The organism is Psychrobacter sp. H26 (assembly GCF_059073035.1).
In genome coordinates, this window is the sequence record NZ_JCACRW010000001.1 from 1511295 (window position 1) to 1528544 (window position 17250).

General features: G+C 44.3%; 13 protein-coding genes. 9 read left to right on the top strand and 4 right to left on the bottom strand.

Annotated elements, in window-relative coordinates; genetic code table 11:
* Positions 1-19: 19 nt before the first annotated feature.
* The 5 genes from AC5JPT_RS06180 (at position 20) to AC5JPT_RS06200 (ending at position 5032) form a co-directional block, all read left to right on the top strand.
* Positions 20-379 carry a glutaredoxin family protein gene (locus AC5JPT_RS06180; RefSeq protein WP_493857476.1) on the top strand — a complete coding sequence of 120 codons (360 nt, stop codon included), beginning with the start codon at positions 20-22 and terminating at the stop codon, positions 377-379.
* Positions 380-435: 56 nt separating this feature from the next.
* The gene (locus tag AC5JPT_RS06185; protein ID WP_493857477.1) at positions 436-1623 is read left to right on the top strand and encodes an alpha-hydroxy acid oxidase; all 1188 of its coding nucleotides are present in this window, start codon (positions 436-438) and stop codon (positions 1621-1623) included.
* Between the two features lie 184 nt (positions 1624-1807).
* The gene (locus tag AC5JPT_RS06190; RefSeq protein ID WP_493857478.1) at positions 1808-2944 is read left to right on the top strand and encodes a rhomboid family intramembrane serine protease; all 1137 of its coding nucleotides are present in this window, start codon (positions 1808-1810) and stop codon (positions 2942-2944) included.
* 142 nt (positions 2945-3086) lie between these two features.
* Positions 3087-3896 (top strand): MipA/OmpV family protein, encoded by an 810-nt coding sequence (locus AC5JPT_RS06195; protein ID WP_493857479.1) that lies wholly within the window; start codon positions 3087-3089, stop codon positions 3894-3896.
* A 215-nt stretch (positions 3897-4111) separates the two neighbouring features.
* Positions 4112-5032 (top strand): hypothetical protein, encoded by a 921-nt coding sequence (locus AC5JPT_RS06200; RefSeq protein WP_493857480.1) that lies wholly within the window; start codon positions 4112-4114, stop codon positions 5030-5032.
* Positions 5033-5217: 185 nt separating this feature from the next.
* Here the strand turns inward: AC5JPT_RS06200 and fumC are convergent, their stop codons facing one another.
* Complete coding sequence (fumC, locus tag AC5JPT_RS06205; RefSeq protein ID WP_290176021.1) at positions 5218-6621, bottom strand: class II fumarate hydratase; 1404 nt, start codon at positions 6619-6621, stop codon at positions 5218-5220.
* Positions 6622-6828: 207 nt separating this feature from the next.
* On the opposite strand from fumC, the gene AC5JPT_RS06210 reads away from it, so the two are divergent.
* Positions 6829-7479, top strand: coding sequence for a 5-formyltetrahydrofolate cyclo-ligase (locus tag AC5JPT_RS06210; protein WP_493857481.1), 651 nt, complete (start codon positions 6829-6831; stop codon positions 7477-7479).
* Positions 7479-7733 carry a hypothetical protein gene (locus AC5JPT_RS06215; RefSeq protein WP_493857482.1) on the top strand — a complete coding sequence of 85 codons (255 nt, stop codon included), beginning with the start codon at positions 7479-7481 and terminating at the stop codon, positions 7731-7733. Before AC5JPT_RS06210 ends, AC5JPT_RS06215 begins: the two co-directional genes overlap by 1 nt.
* 113 nt (positions 7734-7846) lie before the next feature.
* On the opposite strand, the gene AC5JPT_RS06220 is transcribed toward AC5JPT_RS06215, so the two are convergent.
* Positions 7847-9208, bottom strand: coding sequence for a Na+/H+ antiporter family protein (locus AC5JPT_RS06220; protein ID WP_493857483.1), 1362 nt, complete (start codon positions 9206-9208; stop codon positions 7847-7849).
* A 450-nt stretch (positions 9209-9658) separates the two neighbouring features.
* On the opposite strand from AC5JPT_RS06220, the gene lon reads away from it, so the two are divergent.
* Both lon and AC5JPT_RS06230 read left to right on the top strand, forming a co-directional pair.
* The gene (gene lon / locus AC5JPT_RS06225; RefSeq protein ID WP_493857484.1) at positions 9659-12295 is read left to right on the top strand and encodes an endopeptidase La; all 2637 of its coding nucleotides are present in this window, start codon (positions 9659-9661) and stop codon (positions 12293-12295) included.
* Between the two features lie 387 nt (positions 12296-12682).
* Positions 12683-13240, top strand: coding sequence for a superoxide dismutase family protein (locus AC5JPT_RS06230; RefSeq protein ID WP_493857485.1), 558 nt, complete (start codon positions 12683-12685; stop codon positions 13238-13240).
* 83 nt (positions 13241-13323) lie between these two features.
* On the opposite strand, the gene topA is transcribed toward AC5JPT_RS06230, so the two are convergent.
* Together topA and AC5JPT_RS06240 are read right to left on the bottom strand one after the other, a co-directional pair.
* The gene (topA, locus tag AC5JPT_RS06235; RefSeq protein ID WP_493857486.1) at positions 13324-15990 is read right to left on the bottom strand and encodes a type I DNA topoisomerase; all 2667 of its coding nucleotides are present in this window, start codon (positions 15988-15990) and stop codon (positions 13324-13326) included.
* 276 nt (positions 15991-16266) lie between these two features.
* Positions 16267-16860, bottom strand: coding sequence for a hypothetical protein (locus AC5JPT_RS06240; protein ID WP_493857487.1), 594 nt, complete (start codon positions 16858-16860; stop codon positions 16267-16269).
* Between the last annotated feature and the right edge of the window lie 390 nt (positions 16861-17250).

A 17250-nucleotide genomic window follows, 5' to 3' on the forward strand; every position in this document is an offset into this window, starting at 1 on the left:
TTAAGATAAGAGAATAACCATGTCCGACAATAACAATTCTCATAATAGCTCACATAACAGCGCGCATAACGACTCACATAATAGTATAGAAATATTACGAGCGCGTGTTATTGCACAACATCCTAGCCTTGGGACTGCTGAAAACAGTCATAAATGGTGGCTACTGGGTACCTCTGGTTGTCATTTATGTGATATCGCTGCGCAAATACTCTTACAGTTTCAGGCGGTACAGCCGATCACTTACCATAATGTCGATATTGCAGACTTTGATGAGGCACTTATGATGGATTTTGCCACAACTATTCCCGTCATTTTGACGCCATCTAGACGATTAAACTATCCGTTTTCGGTGATGGATTTACAGCAATTACTTGTTTGATAGCAGTAGTCTTATAGTAAAGACACCGTATTACGATGATAGAGTGGTGAGAAACGATGCAAGATTTAAAGAAGGTAACCGAAATCGAAGATTTACGCCGTGTCGCCGAGCGTAAAGTACCTCGTATGTTCTATGATTATGTGGATTCCGGCTCATGGACTGAGACCACGTATCGTAGTAATGAGACTGACTTCGACCGTATCAAGCTGCGCCAACGGGTGCTGGTCGATATGGACAACCGCAGTCTGGCCACAACTATGATTGGCGAGCCTGCCAAGATGCCAGTAGCCATCGCCCCAACAGGATTTACGGGTATGATGTGGGCAGATGGCGAGATCCATGCAGCACGCGCAGCAGAAAAGTTCGGCGTGCCCTTCTCACTCTCTACCATGAGTATTTGCTCTATCGAAGATGTTGCCACGCATACCAGTGCGCCGTTTTGGTTTCAGCTCTATGTCATGCGCGATCAAGACTACGTCGCCAATCTGATCCGGCGGGCAAAAGAAGCCAATTGTTCGGCACTGATATTAACTGCCGACTTGCAAGTCATGGGACAACGTCATAAAGACATCAAAAATGGGCTATCTGCACCGCCCAAGCCGACCCTTACCAATATCATGAACCTAATGACCAAGCCGCAGTGGTGTATGAATATGCTGGGTACTAAGCGTCGCACGTTTGGTAACATCGTGGGTCATGCTAAGGGTGTCGAAGACTTGTCTTCTCTGAGTGCTTGGACGGAAGAGCAGTTTGATCCACGCTTGAGCTGGGACGATGTCGCACGTATCAAAGACATGTGGGGCGGCAAGCTCATCATCAAAGGCATTATGGAGCCTGAAGACGCCATTCTGGCAGCTCGCAGCGGCGCAGATGCGCTGGTCGTCTCAAACCACGGCGGTCGTCAACTAGATGGCGCACTCTCCTCTATATCGGCCCTGTCAGACATCGTGCAAGCCGTACAAGCCGAAAATAGTAATATCGAGGTCTGGCTAGACAGTGGTATCCGCTCTGGGCAAGATGTGCTAAAAGCCATTGCATTAGGTGCGAAAGGCACGATGATTGGTCGCTCCTTCCTTTATGGATTGGGGGCGTATGGTGAAGATGGTGTACGCCGAGCGCTCGAGATCATTTATAAAGAATGTGATATCTCAATGGCATTCTGCGGTCATACTGATATCAATAAAGTGACGGACGATATCTTGGTAAAAGGCACTTATGAGAATCTCAAAATTGGTCACTTTTAGAGCTATCCATTTTTAAGAACTTCCGATCTCTAAGAACTGTCTCTTCTTAAGAGCTAGCTAGTTTTAAGAGCTATCAGCCATTAAGGCTATATAAACTTGTGCCATGATGACTTGCGGATGCATAACATTATTTGGCCATACCCTTTATACTGTATATACAATATTTTGATGATATCTTGCGTTTATGACCATTTTGCAGTTATTAAAAACAGCCCCTATCACTACCCTGCTATTAGCCAGCTTTATTGGGCTATTTGTCTTGCAGATAGTGTCGGGGGTCGATGCCAATAACCCATCGACTGAAGCATTGCTCACATGGGGTGCCAATGCCCTACCTTTTACGATGAGTGATCAACCGTGGCGGTTGGTCAGCAGTGCGTTTTTGCATATTGGTCTCATGCATCTGCTATTTAACGGCTTTGCCATGTATTTCTTTGGGCAGATTGCCGAGCCGATGTTTGGCTCAGCCAAGTTTTTGGCATTGTTTTTGTTAGCGGCTATCGGTGGTAATTTGCTCAATAACTATGTCACATGGCAGGGTATTATAGACGGCACAGGACAGCCCGGCATATCAGCTGGTGCCTCTGGTGGTATCATGGGTATTGGGGCGGCGTTGCTGGTCGCAGCACTATTTAAGATATCGGTCAATGGCATGGTTCTCAATCTTAAGAGCTTGGTATTTATCATGGGTATCAACCTTGTTTACGGGTTTGCCGTACCAGGTATTGATAATGCCGGTCATATCGGTGGCGCAATTACAGGGCTTGTCATTGCCTTAGCTTTTGCGATTGGGTACCGTCAGCGATTGGCTGTCGCAATGCAAAACGCAGCGATTTATCAACAACGCAACGCTAACCCCTATCAAACCACCTATCATTATGGGAAGCAAGATAGCGGTCAGTACAACAGTAAGTACAATGCTCAACATAATGATCAATTCGATAATCAGGGTCTTTATGACAGCAGTGATGATGACCACTTACCTCCTCTGAATACTGATTTGAACGATCAAAATGCTGGGTTGGATAGCCATCATCCTACACTAGACCAATATGATCCCGAGATAGACAGCGATGATAGTAGTACGCGAGATATACGTAACAATGATATGAATCACAGCACAGTTAGGCATACCGCGTCACACGACCCAGATCATAGCAGTATTGTTCGGCCCACAGCCCCACCTAAAGAACCTATAAAGCCTGCAATCATTTGGCAACTATTACCCTGGCTTATGATGCTACTGATCAGCATCGGATTTGTCTGGTGGTGGCAAGATATTCATGAGCAGTTGCTACAAGTACTAAAATCCATTGAGTAAATACTCATACTTAACTATCATTGCTATATAGCTCTCACGCATAGCCTACTTATTTAAATTATTGCTTTTTTGCTTACGCTTTCAAGCACGTTTTATCTAATGCTATTACCCAGTTATCTATACTCACTCACGAGACCCAATTATGTCAAAACTTGCAGCGCTACCTCATATCTCGACACGCACTATGCTTAGCGCGTTGACTGCTACTGCGCTATTTAGCGTAGCAAGCCTCTCTAACGCCGCACTGTTCAAAAACCTACCTGCTGATCAAGACGCTGAGCTGAGCGTTGGGGTCAATGTGATGGCAGTTAACTCATCCTATGATCTAGAAGACAGCACTGAAGTACGTGTGCTGCCCGGTATTTTTTATGACAATAATAAGTTCTATGCTCGCGGTGCCCAAGCCGGCGCGTATTTAGTCAATGATGGTACCAATGAGTTGTCTATCTATGCGCAGCCATCGGGCAATAGCTTCGACCCTGACGACGCCAACGGTGACTTACAAGGTCTCGATGAGCGCAAACTCTCAGCAGCGGCTGGTCTGAGCTATCTGCGCCGCACGCCTATCGGTGGTATACGTGCTCAGTTTGACACCGATGTGTTGGACCGTAGTGGCGGTAACTCTGGTCGTTTGACCTACCTTGCTAGAATCAGCAAAGGCAAGCTGACAGTCTATCCAAGCATCGGCTTTGAGTATCATGATGCCGCCTATAACGAATACTACTACGGCGTCAGTGAAGAAGAGTCAGCGGAAACGGGCGTTGCCGCATATAAATCGAACTCAAGCTTGAACCCGTATGTCAGCGTTAGTGCCAACTACGACTTCAATGATAAATGGGCAGGATTTGCCAATCAAAGCGTGAGCTATGTGCCCAATGAGCAGTATGATAGCCCCATGGTCGACTCACGTACTGAAGCGGCGACGACGCTTGGTTTGCTATATAAGTTTTAATTAGGTTTGAGCTGTCGTAGTAAAAAGCCGAGCATTTTGCTTGGCTTTTTTTTGATATGAGACTAATATTAGGACGTTGCATTACATGTCTATGAACTACCTCTAATTATTATGAATTTATGTTTGGTTATTTTCGAGGTTGTTATTATTATGAAATTTAACTAATCTCTCAAAAATCATGGCTGATGGTCAGACTCTACAAGATAAGACAATTTATGGAAGACGAACAAGAAAAAAATGGTTTAATATCTAAAAGAGAAAAACCTGTAGCACTAAAACCTTATTCTTTTTCAGAAGAAATAAGAAACAGGGAAAGCTGGGCAAAAATAGTAATATCGATTATATTAACGGCTTTGGTGTCGTACAAAATAGCTACTATTGACGCTAACCTAGACTTCTCAAACTTTAATTTCAGTTTCACAGACCTACTCTCCTTAATACTTGCAATTTTTGCGATTTCTATGTCTGTAGCCCTTTATTTTAAAGCAACAGACACAAGCAATAGGTTCTACGATAATACCTTTAAATTTACAAAAGATATTTCAGAAATACTTGGGCGTATAGAAGCTGGGTTTGGAGCAAGACTAAAAAATCTAGATGAAGGTTATTCAGGCCTTAGAGATAAATTTGGAAGCGGGGTAAGCAGCTCTGAAGAATTAGATTCTAATAAAATTGAGCTAGAGCAAGAAAAAGTAAAGTTAGAAAAAGAGGTTTCGGAAAAGGATCAGATTTTATCCGACCTGATTAAAAAAGCAAAATTAAATGAAAATGAAAAAAGAGAGGTACTTAGCAGCCTTAAAAGTAAAGAAGATGAAATTCTAAACCTAAGTAAAGAGCTTAACTATCTTAAACGCGAAATCAATAACAGCGAACGCTCAAGAGAAAATGATTTAATTCATAGAGTACCACCTTCTGTTAGAAATATAATTATTAATATAATTCATTCAAATGACATCCCCATTGAAATGATTGTAGATGCACCAATACGAATTTTACAAAGAAGGCTAAGATTTGATAAGGACAAACACTCAAAGGCAGCTTATACATTATTGCTAAACTATGGAATAATTAATGGAGAGAGTGAATTTACGAAAGAAGGATTAGAGTATATTAAAATAGTAGCGAGAAGAATGTAGCTTAGGGTATTCCTAGCGCATATCTATAAGTAAAATACTTTCTGAAATTGGTGCATTGAACACAGCATAATTAAACTTTATTACCCTTAAAACACAATCTATACTAAATTTTCTAAACAATGCAAATCAAAAAAGACCTTGCCACATGACAAGGTCTTTTTCTACTCTAAGAAGTCTTTAATAGCTTATTTAGGATGTACCATATCAGCAGGAATGACCCACTCATCAAACTGCGCTTCAGTTAATAGCTCTAGCTCAACCGCTACTTGCTTTAACGTTTTGTTTTCTTTATACGCAGTCTTAGCGATTTTAGCTGCATTTTCATAGCCAACATGACGGTTCAATGACGTCACTAGCATCAGTGAATTGTGCAAGAAGTCATCGATTTTGTCTTTTACTGGCTCGATACCAACGGCACAGTTCTCATTAAAGCTGTTGCACGCATCGCCAAGCAGTTTGATAGACTGCAATAAGTTAAACGCGATAACTGGCTTATAGACGTTTAGCTCAAAGTTACCTGATGCGCCAGCCATGCTGATAGTCGTGTCGTTACCCATGACCTGAGCGACAACCATGGTCATTGCTTCTGACTGCGTTGGGTTTACTTTACCCGGCATGATAGAAGAGCCTGGCTCATTTTCAGGAATCGTCAACTCACCTAGACCACAACGAGGACCTGATGCCAACCAACGAACGTCGTTAGCGATTTTGTTTAAGCTAGCAGCTAGCGTTTTTAGTGCGCCAGAAGCAAATACTTCGGCATCACGAGCGGCTAGCGCTTCAAATTTGTTTGGTGACGTGACGAATGGCAAGCCAGTCAAGGTTGATAGCTGCTCAGCTGATTTTACCGCATAGTCAGGATGGGCGTTTAGACCAGTACCAACCGCAGTACCGCCTAGTGGCAATTCATATAGACCTTGTAGCGCGTTGTCGATACGAGTCAATGAATGGTCAAGTTGGCTCACATAGCCGCTGAACTCTTGGCCTAGCGTCAATGGCGTCGCGTCTTGCAAATGCGTACGACCGATTTTTACGATGCTGTCGAATTCTTTTGCTTTTTTGTCCAAAGTATCACGCAATGCTTGTACCGCTGGGATCAACAAGCTGTTGATCTGACGAGCAGCCGCCACACGAATCGCCGTTGGGAAGCTGTCATTGGTAGACTGTGCATGGTTCACATGGTCATTTGGGTGAATTGGCGTGTAGCTGCCACGCTCAGAACCCGCGATTTCATTGGCACGGTTAGCAAGCACTTCGTTCATGTTCATGTTTGACTGGGTGCCAGAACCTGTCTGCCATACGACTAATGGGAACTGATCGACCAGACCACCATTGATGATTTCGTCAGCGGCTTGCACGATCAGATCACGTTTGTCGCCTTCGATACGCTCTAGGCTTGCATTGGTAATCGCAGCGGCTTTTTTGACCAGTGCCATCGCTTCAATCATTGGACGCGGCAAGGTCTCGCCACCGATTTTGAAGTTTTCGCGGCTACGCTGTGTTTGCGCGCCCCAATAAGCATCAGCTGGGACTTCTACGTTACCCATAGTGTCTTTTTCGGTACGAGTTGCCTGATTCTGTGTCGACATAACTACCCTCTTTGCTGGTTTGTTGTTTTATAACTGCTCTAAAAAATGCAACATCTGCTGCACATAAAGGAGAATACGATATAAAGTGGCGTTATGATAGCATGACTAGAACGTGTTGAATATTCACAAATCGCCTCGGTCAATGCCTAAAAACGAATGTCTAAAAATGCCCTTTATCAATCTGATATCTCATTGGATAATCTACTTATGCACTCTGAAACCATACCCACTGAGCCAAAAACGCTTAACTCACAAGAATCGGCGTTAAGTAACCCTCCTAGACGGCACTTCACCCGCCAGCGTCGCCAGTTAAGCGACGGCGTACGTAGAAATTTAGCGCAAGCAGCGAGTTTGCATTTAAGCAAATTACAACAACGATTACCAGCAAATGCGCGTATTGGATTATATTACGATGGCTTTGGTGAATTACCCACTCAGCCACTGCTGGATTGGTGCGGACGCTTAGGCTATTTGCCTTATTTACCTGTGGTTGGTTCGCTCGGCAGTGATGATAAACGATTGCGCTTTGTCCCTGTTTACCATTCAAAACTGGTCAATATCCCTACTCGCATTCATCAGCTTGGTATGAAACAAAATCATAGTCGCACTCTGCTATGGGCAACAGAACTAGATGTGATTATTTGTCCGTTAGTCGCGGTCGATAAACGCGGCAACCGTATGGGTATGGGTGGCGGCTTTTATGATACGACGCTTGGCAAAAGCTATCGCTCAGGAGCTTCAAGGCCGTTAAAGATAGGCTGGTGCTATGATTTTCAGGTCGTTGAGCAATTAGCGCGTCAACCGTGGGATGTGCCGCTTGACGGCCTAATTACGCCAAATGGGATAAGGTGGTTTTGATGAAAGATAATAAACAATTTGAAAAAGACTCTAGCGCTGCTGATTCCAGTGCAGACAGTGTAGATGAGTATTTGCAAACGTTAGGCAAAGAGGACGCTAGAGAGCAACGTTACTACAGTCAAGAGCAACCATTTAGCGCTGATGAAATGACACGGCTAGTCAATGAAGATCGCTTAAATGCGTTGCTGGCGCAAAGTGATGCGTTTTTGAGTAGTTTGAATGGTGAGATTAAAGATTTTGATGAAGATTACTAGAAAACGCATCGATTGAGCGATTAGTAGAGATAGAAAAAAGGCGAGCATAGCTGCTATTCGTGATAGTTGCTATACCCGCCCTTTATATCAGACCCAACCATTCAAATCATTTTCTACAACACCATCGCCGCAATCCAACCAAACGCCAATAGCGGAATGTTGTAATGCAAGAATGTCGGCACCACACTGTCTTTGATATGGTCATGCTGTCCATCAATATTAAGACCAGAGGTTGGCCCCAATGTCGAATCTGACGCAGGAGAACCCGCATCGCCCAGCGCGCCAGCCGTACCAATAATCGCAACGGTTGCCAATGGCGAGAACCCTAAAGAGATACACAGCGGTACATAAATCGCGGCCAAAATAGGAATGGTTGAGAAGGACGAGCCGATACCCATGGTCACAATCAAACCGATCAATAGCATGATAAATGCTGCCATCGCTTTATTACCACCGAACAATGACGCCGCCCCATCAACGAGTGGCTGAATCTGCTCAGTGGCTTTCATCACTTCAGCGAATCCTTGAGCCGTAATCATGATAAAGCCAATCATTGCCATAAGCTTAATACCATCATTAAAGACACCATCAGCCTCATGCCATTTCACCACGCCCGTCGCCATAAACACACCAAAGCCAAACATCGAGCCTAAGAGTAGCGAGTCAGTATAGAGCTGTACCACAAACGCGGTGACAATCGCAGCCAATGCCACCAATGTTTTTAACTTACTTTGTGACTGAGCGCCAGCCGCGGTCTTGCTTAGAGCGTCCCCTTCGACAGCCGCATCATGTGCTTGTTTGTCTATCGCTATCTGCTGATAATTACGCGGTGCTCGGTAGCTAAAGAATACGGCGACGAGCAGACCAAGTAGCATACCAAGTGCAGGAATCGCCATGGCCTTCACCACAGAGATATTGGCGATATCAATGCCCGCTTCACCTACGTTTTTTAGCATAATCTGATTGAGGTAAATATCACCGAACCCGTAAGGGATAAACATATAGGTGGTGACCAGACCGAAGGTAATCAGACAGGCAATCAGGCGTCTATCAATGTGCATACGGTTGAACGCCAGTAGCAATGGCGGTACTAGCAATGGAATAAAGGCAATATGAATGGGGATTAAGTTTTGGCTAAAGCAGCTCATGGTGATAAGACCTGCAAACAGCATATATTTAATCATACCACTCGTGCCCGCGGCATCAATACGTCTAATCACCGTGCCTGCCAACGATTGCGGCAAGCCCGAATGCGCAATCGCTACCGCAAAAGCCCCCAGCAGTGCATACGATAGCGCGATCTGTGCGCCATTACGAATCCCTTCTTGAAAGGCATTTAACGTATCGGTAATACCAAGACCTGCTAACAGGCCACCTGCCAGCGCCCCGATTAATAAACTGAGCACCACGTGCACTCGCGAAAGTGACAGCCCTAGCATAATGATAACTGCCAGCAGTACCGCATTGATGGCCATGTGTTGCCCCTTGCTCTTTATAGCTTGGTCTCATTGAGACCGATGAATATTGACACTGATGAATAGCGCTATGCTGTCTAGAGCGTCTTAATATCGGATTGTTTTGCAGACACGTTTTTAGACGCGCGCCAGTTTACCTTATTTTAGGTATAAAGCCTATGTACAGAACCGAATAGACATCAACACCCAAATGGATCTTCATCTATCCCTTTCAGCTCTCCTTTACATTTATTGGCTTTATTTTTTGACCACATTTTTATGCTTATATTTTTATGATTATATTTATCACGCATCAATCACATTATGGACAACCGTACGTTCAGAAAGTCATTTAACAAAGATAACGATGCGACTTTGCCAATGAGCCTTGCAATTTTATATGCGGACACCATTTATCTAGACATGAACCACGAACTTGACTTTACAAGTCTGGGGAAAGAGGAAAAATATATGAGTGAACATAAAATAACCCAAGACAATATCGACATTGATGTCGACGTTTCAACGCCTACTGCAGAAAACAACGAGGCTGATACCTCGTCAAACGATGCACAAAAAGCCGCGTCAACCAATGATAAAGACATTGATCTTGATGATAATGATCTCGATGGCACTGATAATAACGACAGTGATGATAATAACGTAGACGATGACATAGACGATAAGCAAGATGAAAACTATCTGCCGTTACTGGCACTGCGTGACGTCGTCGTCTATCCGCATATGCAGATTGCTCTGTTTGTGGGACGTGCGCCCTCTGTAAAAGCGGTTGAGTTGGCACAAGCGGAGTATGGTAATAAGGTACTGGTCGTCGCCCAAAAAGACTCATTGACCGAAGATATTGATCAAGACAACTTGTATCAATACGGTACAGTATGCCGCATCGTCAGCACCATGCCGCATGACAGTGATGAAAACTGCATCAAAGTACTCATCGAAGGTCAGTACCGCGCCCGTGTCGATAATATCGAAAATCATGACGAGCTATTGATGGCAAGCTTTGAGCGTGCTGATCTTGATGTAGCAATGGATGAGAGCCAGCAAAAAAATACCATTCAAGCATTGACCACCCTGTTTGAAAGCTATGCCGATGCGCGTTTGCGTAATGCGCGTGAGCTGACCCGTGTGGCCAAGCGTATCGATGATTTGCTAGAGCTTGTGTACTTTATCTCAACTCGCGTGTCGATGGATCTTGATATCAAGCAGTCGTTCTTAGAAGAAAACGATATCAAAACGCACATCAATACCTTGACTGAGTATCTGGTCAAGCAAAGTGCTGAGCAAAACATCGAACAAGACATTCAAGATGCTGTCCGTCAGCAGATGGAAGACAATCAGCGCGAATACTTCTTGAACGAGAAGATGAAAGCCATCAAAAACGAGCTGTCAGATATGAATGACGGTGCGTTCGATGGTGAAGATGACGTGGCTGAGCTAGAGCAACGTCTCGAAGATGCTGATCTACCAGACGATGTACGCAAAAAAGCAGAGCAAGAGTTTAAAAAGCTCAAAATGATGCCACCTGCATCAAGCGAGTCGTCAGTCGTACGCAACTATATTGAGTGGATCTTAGATACGCCGTGGAATGCGACGACCAAGGTTTCAATCAATTTGGACAAAGCCAAAACCGTCTTGGACGAAGATCATTATGGTCTAAAAGATGTGAAAGACCGCATCTTAGAGTACCTCGCCGTACAATCACGCGTGAAAAAACTCCGTGGTCCGATTCTATGCCTCGTCGGTCCTCCAGGTGTCGGTAAAACCTCATTGGGTGAGTCAATTGCTCGTGCAACGGGGCGTAAGTTTGTGCGTATGGCGCTTGGCGGCGTCCGTGATGAAGCCGAGATTCGTGGTCATCGCCGCACCTATATCGGTGCGATGCCAGGTAAAATCGTCCAGTCATTGGCCAAAGTAGAAGTCAAAAACCCGCTATTCTTGTTGGATGAAATCGATAAGATGGCGCAAGACTTCCGCGGTGATCCAGCGTCGGCATTGCTTGAAGTATTAGACCCATCACAGAACGATACTTTTAACGACCATTACTTAGATATGGACTTAGATCTATCGCAAGTGATGTTTATCTGTACTGCCAACAGCATGGATATTCCTCCTGCCCTGCTTGACCGTATGGAAGTCATTCGTCTGCCGGGTTATACCGAAGAAGAAAAGGTCAATATCGCGCAGAAGTACCTGGTACCAAAAGCAATTAAGCAAAATGGTCTCAAAGAAGGTGAGATTGAGATTGTTGAGGCGGCATTACATAGTATCGTCCGTAGTTACACGCGTGAAGCAGGTGTACGTAACCTTGAGCGTGAAGTCAATAAAATCTGCCGCAAAGTAGTTCGCGGTTCAGTTGAAAACCACGGCGCGCGTGCTCCGAAAAAAGCGGAACGTCAGCTCGTCACAGTTGATGACAAGAACATTGATGACTATCTAGGCGTGCATCAGTATGACTACGGCCTAGCAGAAGAAGAGCCTGAGATCGGTCGTATCACTGGTCTGGCGTGGACACAGGTCGGTGGTGAGCTGCTCACTATTGAAGCGGTCGCTATGAAAGGTAAAGGCGAACTTAGCTTTACCGGTTCACTAGGGGATGTGATGAAAGAGTCGATTCGTGCGGCTATGAGCGTGGTACGTGCTCGCGGTGAAAGCCTCGGTATCGATTACGAGACGGTCAAAACCACGGACATTCACGTGCATATGCCAGAAGGCGCGACGCCAAAAGATGGTCCTTCTGCTGGTGGTGCATTAACGACAGCATTGGTATCTGCAATGACGGGGATTGCTATTCGTCCAGATATCGCGATGACAGGTGAGATTACCTTGCGTGGTAAGATCCTACGTATCGGTGGTCTCAAAGAGAAGCTACTTGCAGCGCATCGCGGCGGCATCAAGCACGTCTTGATCCCAGCAACCAATGAGCGTGATTTGGCGGATATCCCTGATAACGTCAAAGAAGGTTTGACCATTCAACCAGTCGCTACGATTGAAGAGATATTAAAGGTTGCCTTGGTCAGTATGCCAAAGCCACTGAAGCCTGCAAAAGTAACGGTTGATAAAACCTCAGGTAAAGCGCTACATAACTAATTGCGTATTTGTTAGTTAACTTGAAAAAGTGAAAAGCCGCTCATCACAATGATGGGTGGCTTTTTTATGCTTATTAGCCGTTCGTTTACTAATAGCTTATTCATTACCAACTCGTGTTTTTTGAGTAGTCCAATGTATTTTGTTATTCAATTAATTTCATAAGTTTTTTGTGCCATCTGATTTTGTAAACCCATACGAAACTTACATATATTAACTGATTGTTGCGCATTTGATGAATAACTACGAGCATCGCTTAGCTATACTGACCCTGTTGTTAACGAATATTGATACCTGTTTTAATACAAAAACAGTTCTGAATATTTGTGACTTTGACGACAGCTATAATGACGATAATTACAATAATGAATAAAACAATCGGAGATAATAATGAATAAGACAATGCTAGCAAGTGCCCTACTATGTGGATCAGCGTTGGCGATAACTGGTTGCCAAACGGTACAAGACCAAATGCAAACGGGCAACCCTTTGGCGCAGCCTACCCTAAAATCAACCATCAACACAGTAAGCGGTGACAAAAAAGAAGTCGGCCAAGTCTTTCTACGTCCTGTCGATGGCGGTGTACAGGTCTATGGTAAGCTGATGAACCTACAGCCAGGTCAAACAGTCGCACTCCATATTCATGAGACAGGCAGCTGTGCTGACATGGGTAAAGCAGCAGGTGGTCATTTCAACCCTGACAACAACCCACACTCTAATCCAGATGATATGAATGGTCATGCAGGCGATTTGCCTAACTTGACAGCCAATGAAGACGGCGTGGCAACTATCAATTATGTAAACAAAAAGATCACTGCTGATGAAGCAGGCAAATATAGTGTCAATCGCTTAGCCTTTATCGTTCATGCTGGTACTGATGACTATACCAGCCAGCCAGCAGGTGATGCAGGCGATCGCGTTGCTTGTGGTATTATCGAAAAGAACTAATAGCATCTACACTTAGCTATTATGGATAGCACAAAAAAACCTCTTAGCATCTAAGAGGTTTTTTTTATGCTCGATAGAAAAACTTATTCTTCTACCCATTCACCTTTACGCCAGTACACACCCCAGCGTGTGGCTTTGCCATTCTTTTCAGAGCCGATATACTGCTCTTTTTTCTTACGTGACCAACGCAAAATAGTTGGGTTACCATCTGGATCTTCATCTGGTCCTGCGAACAGATACTGGAACTTATCTTCCATCTTATCTTTAACATCGCGTAGCTCAGCGAGCTTTGGTGCGCGGGTCTCACGCACTTTTGGAAACTTAGAAGCCGCGAGGAACATGCCAGCCGCCCCTTCACGCAAGATGAAGTAATCATCATGCTTGGTTGATTTCAGTTCTGGGAGATGGATTGGATCCATACGCGGCGGCGCAGCTTCGCCTGTCTTTAGTACCTTGCGTGTGTTGTCACAATTCTGACAAGCAAAATAAGGACCAAAGCGACCTGTCTTTAGCTCCATTTGCCCATCACACTTATTACAGTCGATGGTTGGTGCATCTGAGCCTGGTACTTCAAATTTACCTTCTTCTAAGATATAGCCATCGCAATCAGGATTATTACCACAAATGTGTAACTTGAGACCGCCATCGACAATATAACCATTCATCGCTGTGCCGCATTTTGGACAGCGTTTTTTCTCCATCAAATCTTTAACTTCTGCCGCTTCATCATCACCTTCTGGATCATCCAAGTTGGCAAACGCTTCAACAGGCATCAAGTTTTTGGTGCCTTTACAGCGCTCTTTTGGCGGCAAGTTGTAGCCCGTACAGCCTAAGAATACACCAGTTGAACCTGTACGCAGCTGCATCGGACGATCACAAATATCACAATGAACATCTGGCACATCAGTCGGATCATTTGGACGCATACCGTCTTTTTCTTTGGCACGCTCAAGCGTTGTTTTGAACTCGCCATAGAAATTATCGAGCACATCTTTCCAATCTTGATCACCTTCTGCCACATGATCGAGCTTGTCTTCTAACGCCGCAGTAAAGGTATAGTCCATTAAGTCTGGGAAGCTAGCCGTCAATCTATCCGTGACGATATCACCCATTTTTTCGGCAAACAGGCGCTTATTCTCAAGCTTCACATAACCGCGATCTTGAATGGTTGAGATGATTGAAGCATAAGTCGATGGACGACCGATACCTTTTTTCTCAAGCTCCTTGACCAGACTCGCTTCGGTATAGCGAGGCGCAGGCTTGGTAAAGTGCTGACTTGGATCTAGTTTATCTAGGTTTAACTTATCGCCTTTTTTGACATCGGGCAATAAGGTATCGTCAGTCTTGGCTGGTGGCATCACTCTTGTATAGCCATCAAACACCATGGTACGACCACGGGCTTTTAGCTCGACGTCATCGGCACCAACAAATAGGTTCACTGATAGATATTTGGCAGGTAGCATCTGACACGCCACAAACTGACGCCAGATTAGCTCATATAGACGAATAGCATCACGCTCCACGCCTTTTAGCTGCGTTGACTTCATGTTGACGTTAGAGGGACGAATCGCTTCATGGGCCTCTTGTGCGCCTTGCTTGTTGCCATAGAAGTTTGGCTTTTCTGGCACATACTTTGCACCATAGCTGTCTTCGATATGACCGCGGACCGCAGCAAGTGCATCACCAGACAAAAATGTCGAGTCGGTACGCATATAAGTAATATGCCCCGCTTCATACAGACGCTGCGCCAAAATCATGGTCTTTTTAACAGAGAATCCCAAACGCGTACTGGCGGCTTGTTGCAAAGTTGAGGTGATAAAGGGCGCACTTGGACGCGACTGAGTTGGCTTCTCTTCACGCTCTTTGACAATAAAGTCACTGGCTTTGAGTATCTCTAAGATTTTATCGGTCTGCTCTTTATTGCCAAGTTTTAGAGTTTTGCCGCCTTGTTTGGTTGCCTCTAAACGTATACCGATTTGCTCAGCATCTGAGGTTTTTTTAGCCTTGTCATTAGCAATATGTGTATCGGCATGAATCTGCCAGTACTCTTCTGGAATGAACGCACGAATCTCATGCTCACGCTCAACGACCAAACGCATAGCGACTGACTGTACACGACCTGCTGATAGTCCGCGAGCAATCTTTTGCCATAACAGTGGCGATACCATAAAGCCAACCACACGGTCTAAGAACCTGCGCGCTTGCTGCGCATTGACACGATCGATATCGAGCTTCGATGGTTGTTTAAAGGCATTTTGGATGGCAGATTTGGTAATCTCATTAAACACCACACGCTGGTATTTGCTATCAGGGCCACCGATGACTTCTTTTAGATGCCAAGCAATCGCTTCCCCTTCTCTATCCATATCCGTTGCCAGATAGATTTTGTCCGCGTCTTTAGCCAGAGCTTTGAGCTCTTTAATGACTTTGGTTTTATTAGGCAGTACTTCATAGACTGCCGCCCAATCATGCTCTGGATCTACGCCCATACGGCGTACCAGTGCTTGCTGTGCTTTTTCTTCTTTTGTCAGGCTGTCATCTTTTTTGGCAGTTGTCGCTTTCTTTGCGCTCTTGCTTGCACTGACTGGCAAATCGCGGACGTGACCGATACTTGAACGTACGACAAAGTCATTACCAAGGTATTTATTGATCGTTTTTGCCTTGGCTGGTGATTCTACAATCACCAAGGACTTGCCCTTTGGGCTATCAGCAGTCGATGCTGCGGCTTTTTTGGTTGTGGTTTTTGCCATATTTGACGACACCATAATATAAGTAGATTAAAAGTAAATTTAGCAGCACGGTGATTTATGGAAGCAGATACTCATAGTTTTGCTATGGTTCAGCGATTTATAGTAATAAGTGCTGCTAATAAAAAAGGTTATAAAACAAATTATAACCATAAAATAAAGATATAGTTATAAAGACGTTACACTGCTAAGCGCCAAAATGTCAACTTTAAATAAATTGAATATGACGAATCGCATATATATTGCTCTTAATGGAGACAAACAAATACTTTTCTAGGTTTATGACTGCTGCTGCATTTGTAATGCCCATTTTTCAAGGTTTGCTTTGAGCACTAACAGATCTGCCTCAATCATTTTTTGCTGGTACGCAGGATTAGATGATGGACGCACATACGCAACGTCTTCCCAATAGATGACAATACTATTTGCTTTGGTCAATAGCCCTTTAACAAACGGCTCAATACTTACTGGCAAATCTAATGACGCTTTGTCCAGACTAAAATTGGTCTTACTAACCGTTACTTTCTTGCTTTGAGTAGAGCGAATGGCACTTGGAACAGTTAGTATCTTGTCATCAGTACTGGTATCGACAAAGCTACTATCTGGTCGCCACTGCCCATCAATCACTTGATAACGGGTGTGCGGCAGCTTGGTCTCTTCTAATATCAGGCAATACTGCCCTAGCATACCGCGGCCATACTCATTATCCTTTCCCTTTATCCAATCAGGACAAGTAACGAGCTTTGGGTTTAACTCTAACCGGCGCGCGGTCATACGTAGCTTATCCAAACGCTGGTCGATACCGTTCGGTTTGAGCGCCATCATACTCCCTAATACGAATAGTACAATGACAATACCAATCAATGTTCCCATGATGCTCTGACCTTTTGACTAAATAAAAGTGAAGCTAAACACTATAAGTGTACCTACCGCGACTGCTAGCTACTGTCTGTGCAGAGCGTAAAAACTATTGTCTTATAAATAGTGAACACATAAGCAATGTCGTACTGTTCTACTTGCTCAATACCGGACAACAGATAACGATATAGCAAGGCTTATAATGAGCCCTAACCTTGGAAAATCAAGCATAGTAGCTCATTCATGGTGCAACAGGCAGCGTTACGCCTCATTGCCTATCCGTTAATTATGCTGCTAAATCAAAAACTTAACGTATGCAGATACATACATCATAGTTCCATGCAAAAGCCAGATACAAAACGTGGTCGGCATAAAAAAGTGCTATGATAAACCATAATTTTAAAC

Bases quoted from the DNA above. Each gene is read 5' to 3' on its own strand.
- AC5JPT_RS06200 (WP_493857480.1), top strand. From the start codon at position 4,112: ATGGAAGACGAACAAGAAAAAAATGGTTTAATATCTAAAAGAGAAAAA.
- topA (WP_493857486.1), bottom strand. From the start codon at position 15,990: ATGGCAAAAACCACAACCAAAAAAGCCGCAGCATCGACTGCTGATAGC.
- AC5JPT_RS06185 (WP_493857477.1), top strand. From the start codon at position 436: ATGCAAGATTTAAAGAAGGTAACCGAAATCGAAGATTTACGCCGTGTC.
- fumC (WP_290176021.1), bottom strand. From the start codon at position 6,621: ATGTCGACACAGAATCAGGCAACTCGTACCGAAAAAGACACTATGGGT.
- AC5JPT_RS06215 (WP_493857482.1), top strand. From the start codon at position 7,479: ATGAAAGATAATAAACAATTTGAAAAAGACTCTAGCGCTGCTGATTCC.
- lon (WP_493857484.1), top strand. From the start codon at position 9,659: ATGAGTGAACATAAAATAACCCAAGACAATATCGACATTGATGTCGAC.
- AC5JPT_RS06230 (WP_493857485.1), top strand. From the start codon at position 12,683: ATGAATAAGACAATGCTAGCAAGTGCCCTACTATGTGGATCAGCGTTG.
- AC5JPT_RS06190 (WP_493857478.1), top strand. From the start codon at position 1,808: ATGACCATTTTGCAGTTATTAAAAACAGCCCCTATCACTACCCTGCTA.
- AC5JPT_RS06240 (WP_493857487.1), bottom strand. From the start codon at position 16,860: ATGGGAACATTGATTGGTATTGTCATTGTACTATTCGTATTAGGGAGT.
- AC5JPT_RS06195 (WP_493857479.1), top strand. From the start codon at position 3,087: ATGTCAAAACTTGCAGCGCTACCTCATATCTCGACACGCACTATGCTT.
- AC5JPT_RS06180 (WP_493857476.1), top strand. From the start codon at position 20: ATGTCCGACAATAACAATTCTCATAATAGCTCACATAACAGCGCGCAT.
- AC5JPT_RS06220 (WP_493857483.1), bottom strand. From the start codon at position 9,208: ATGGCCATCAATGCGGTACTGCTGGCAGTTATCATTATGCTAGGGCTG.
- AC5JPT_RS06210 (WP_493857481.1), top strand. From the start codon at position 6,829: ATGCACTCTGAAACCATACCCACTGAGCCAAAAACGCTTAACTCACAA.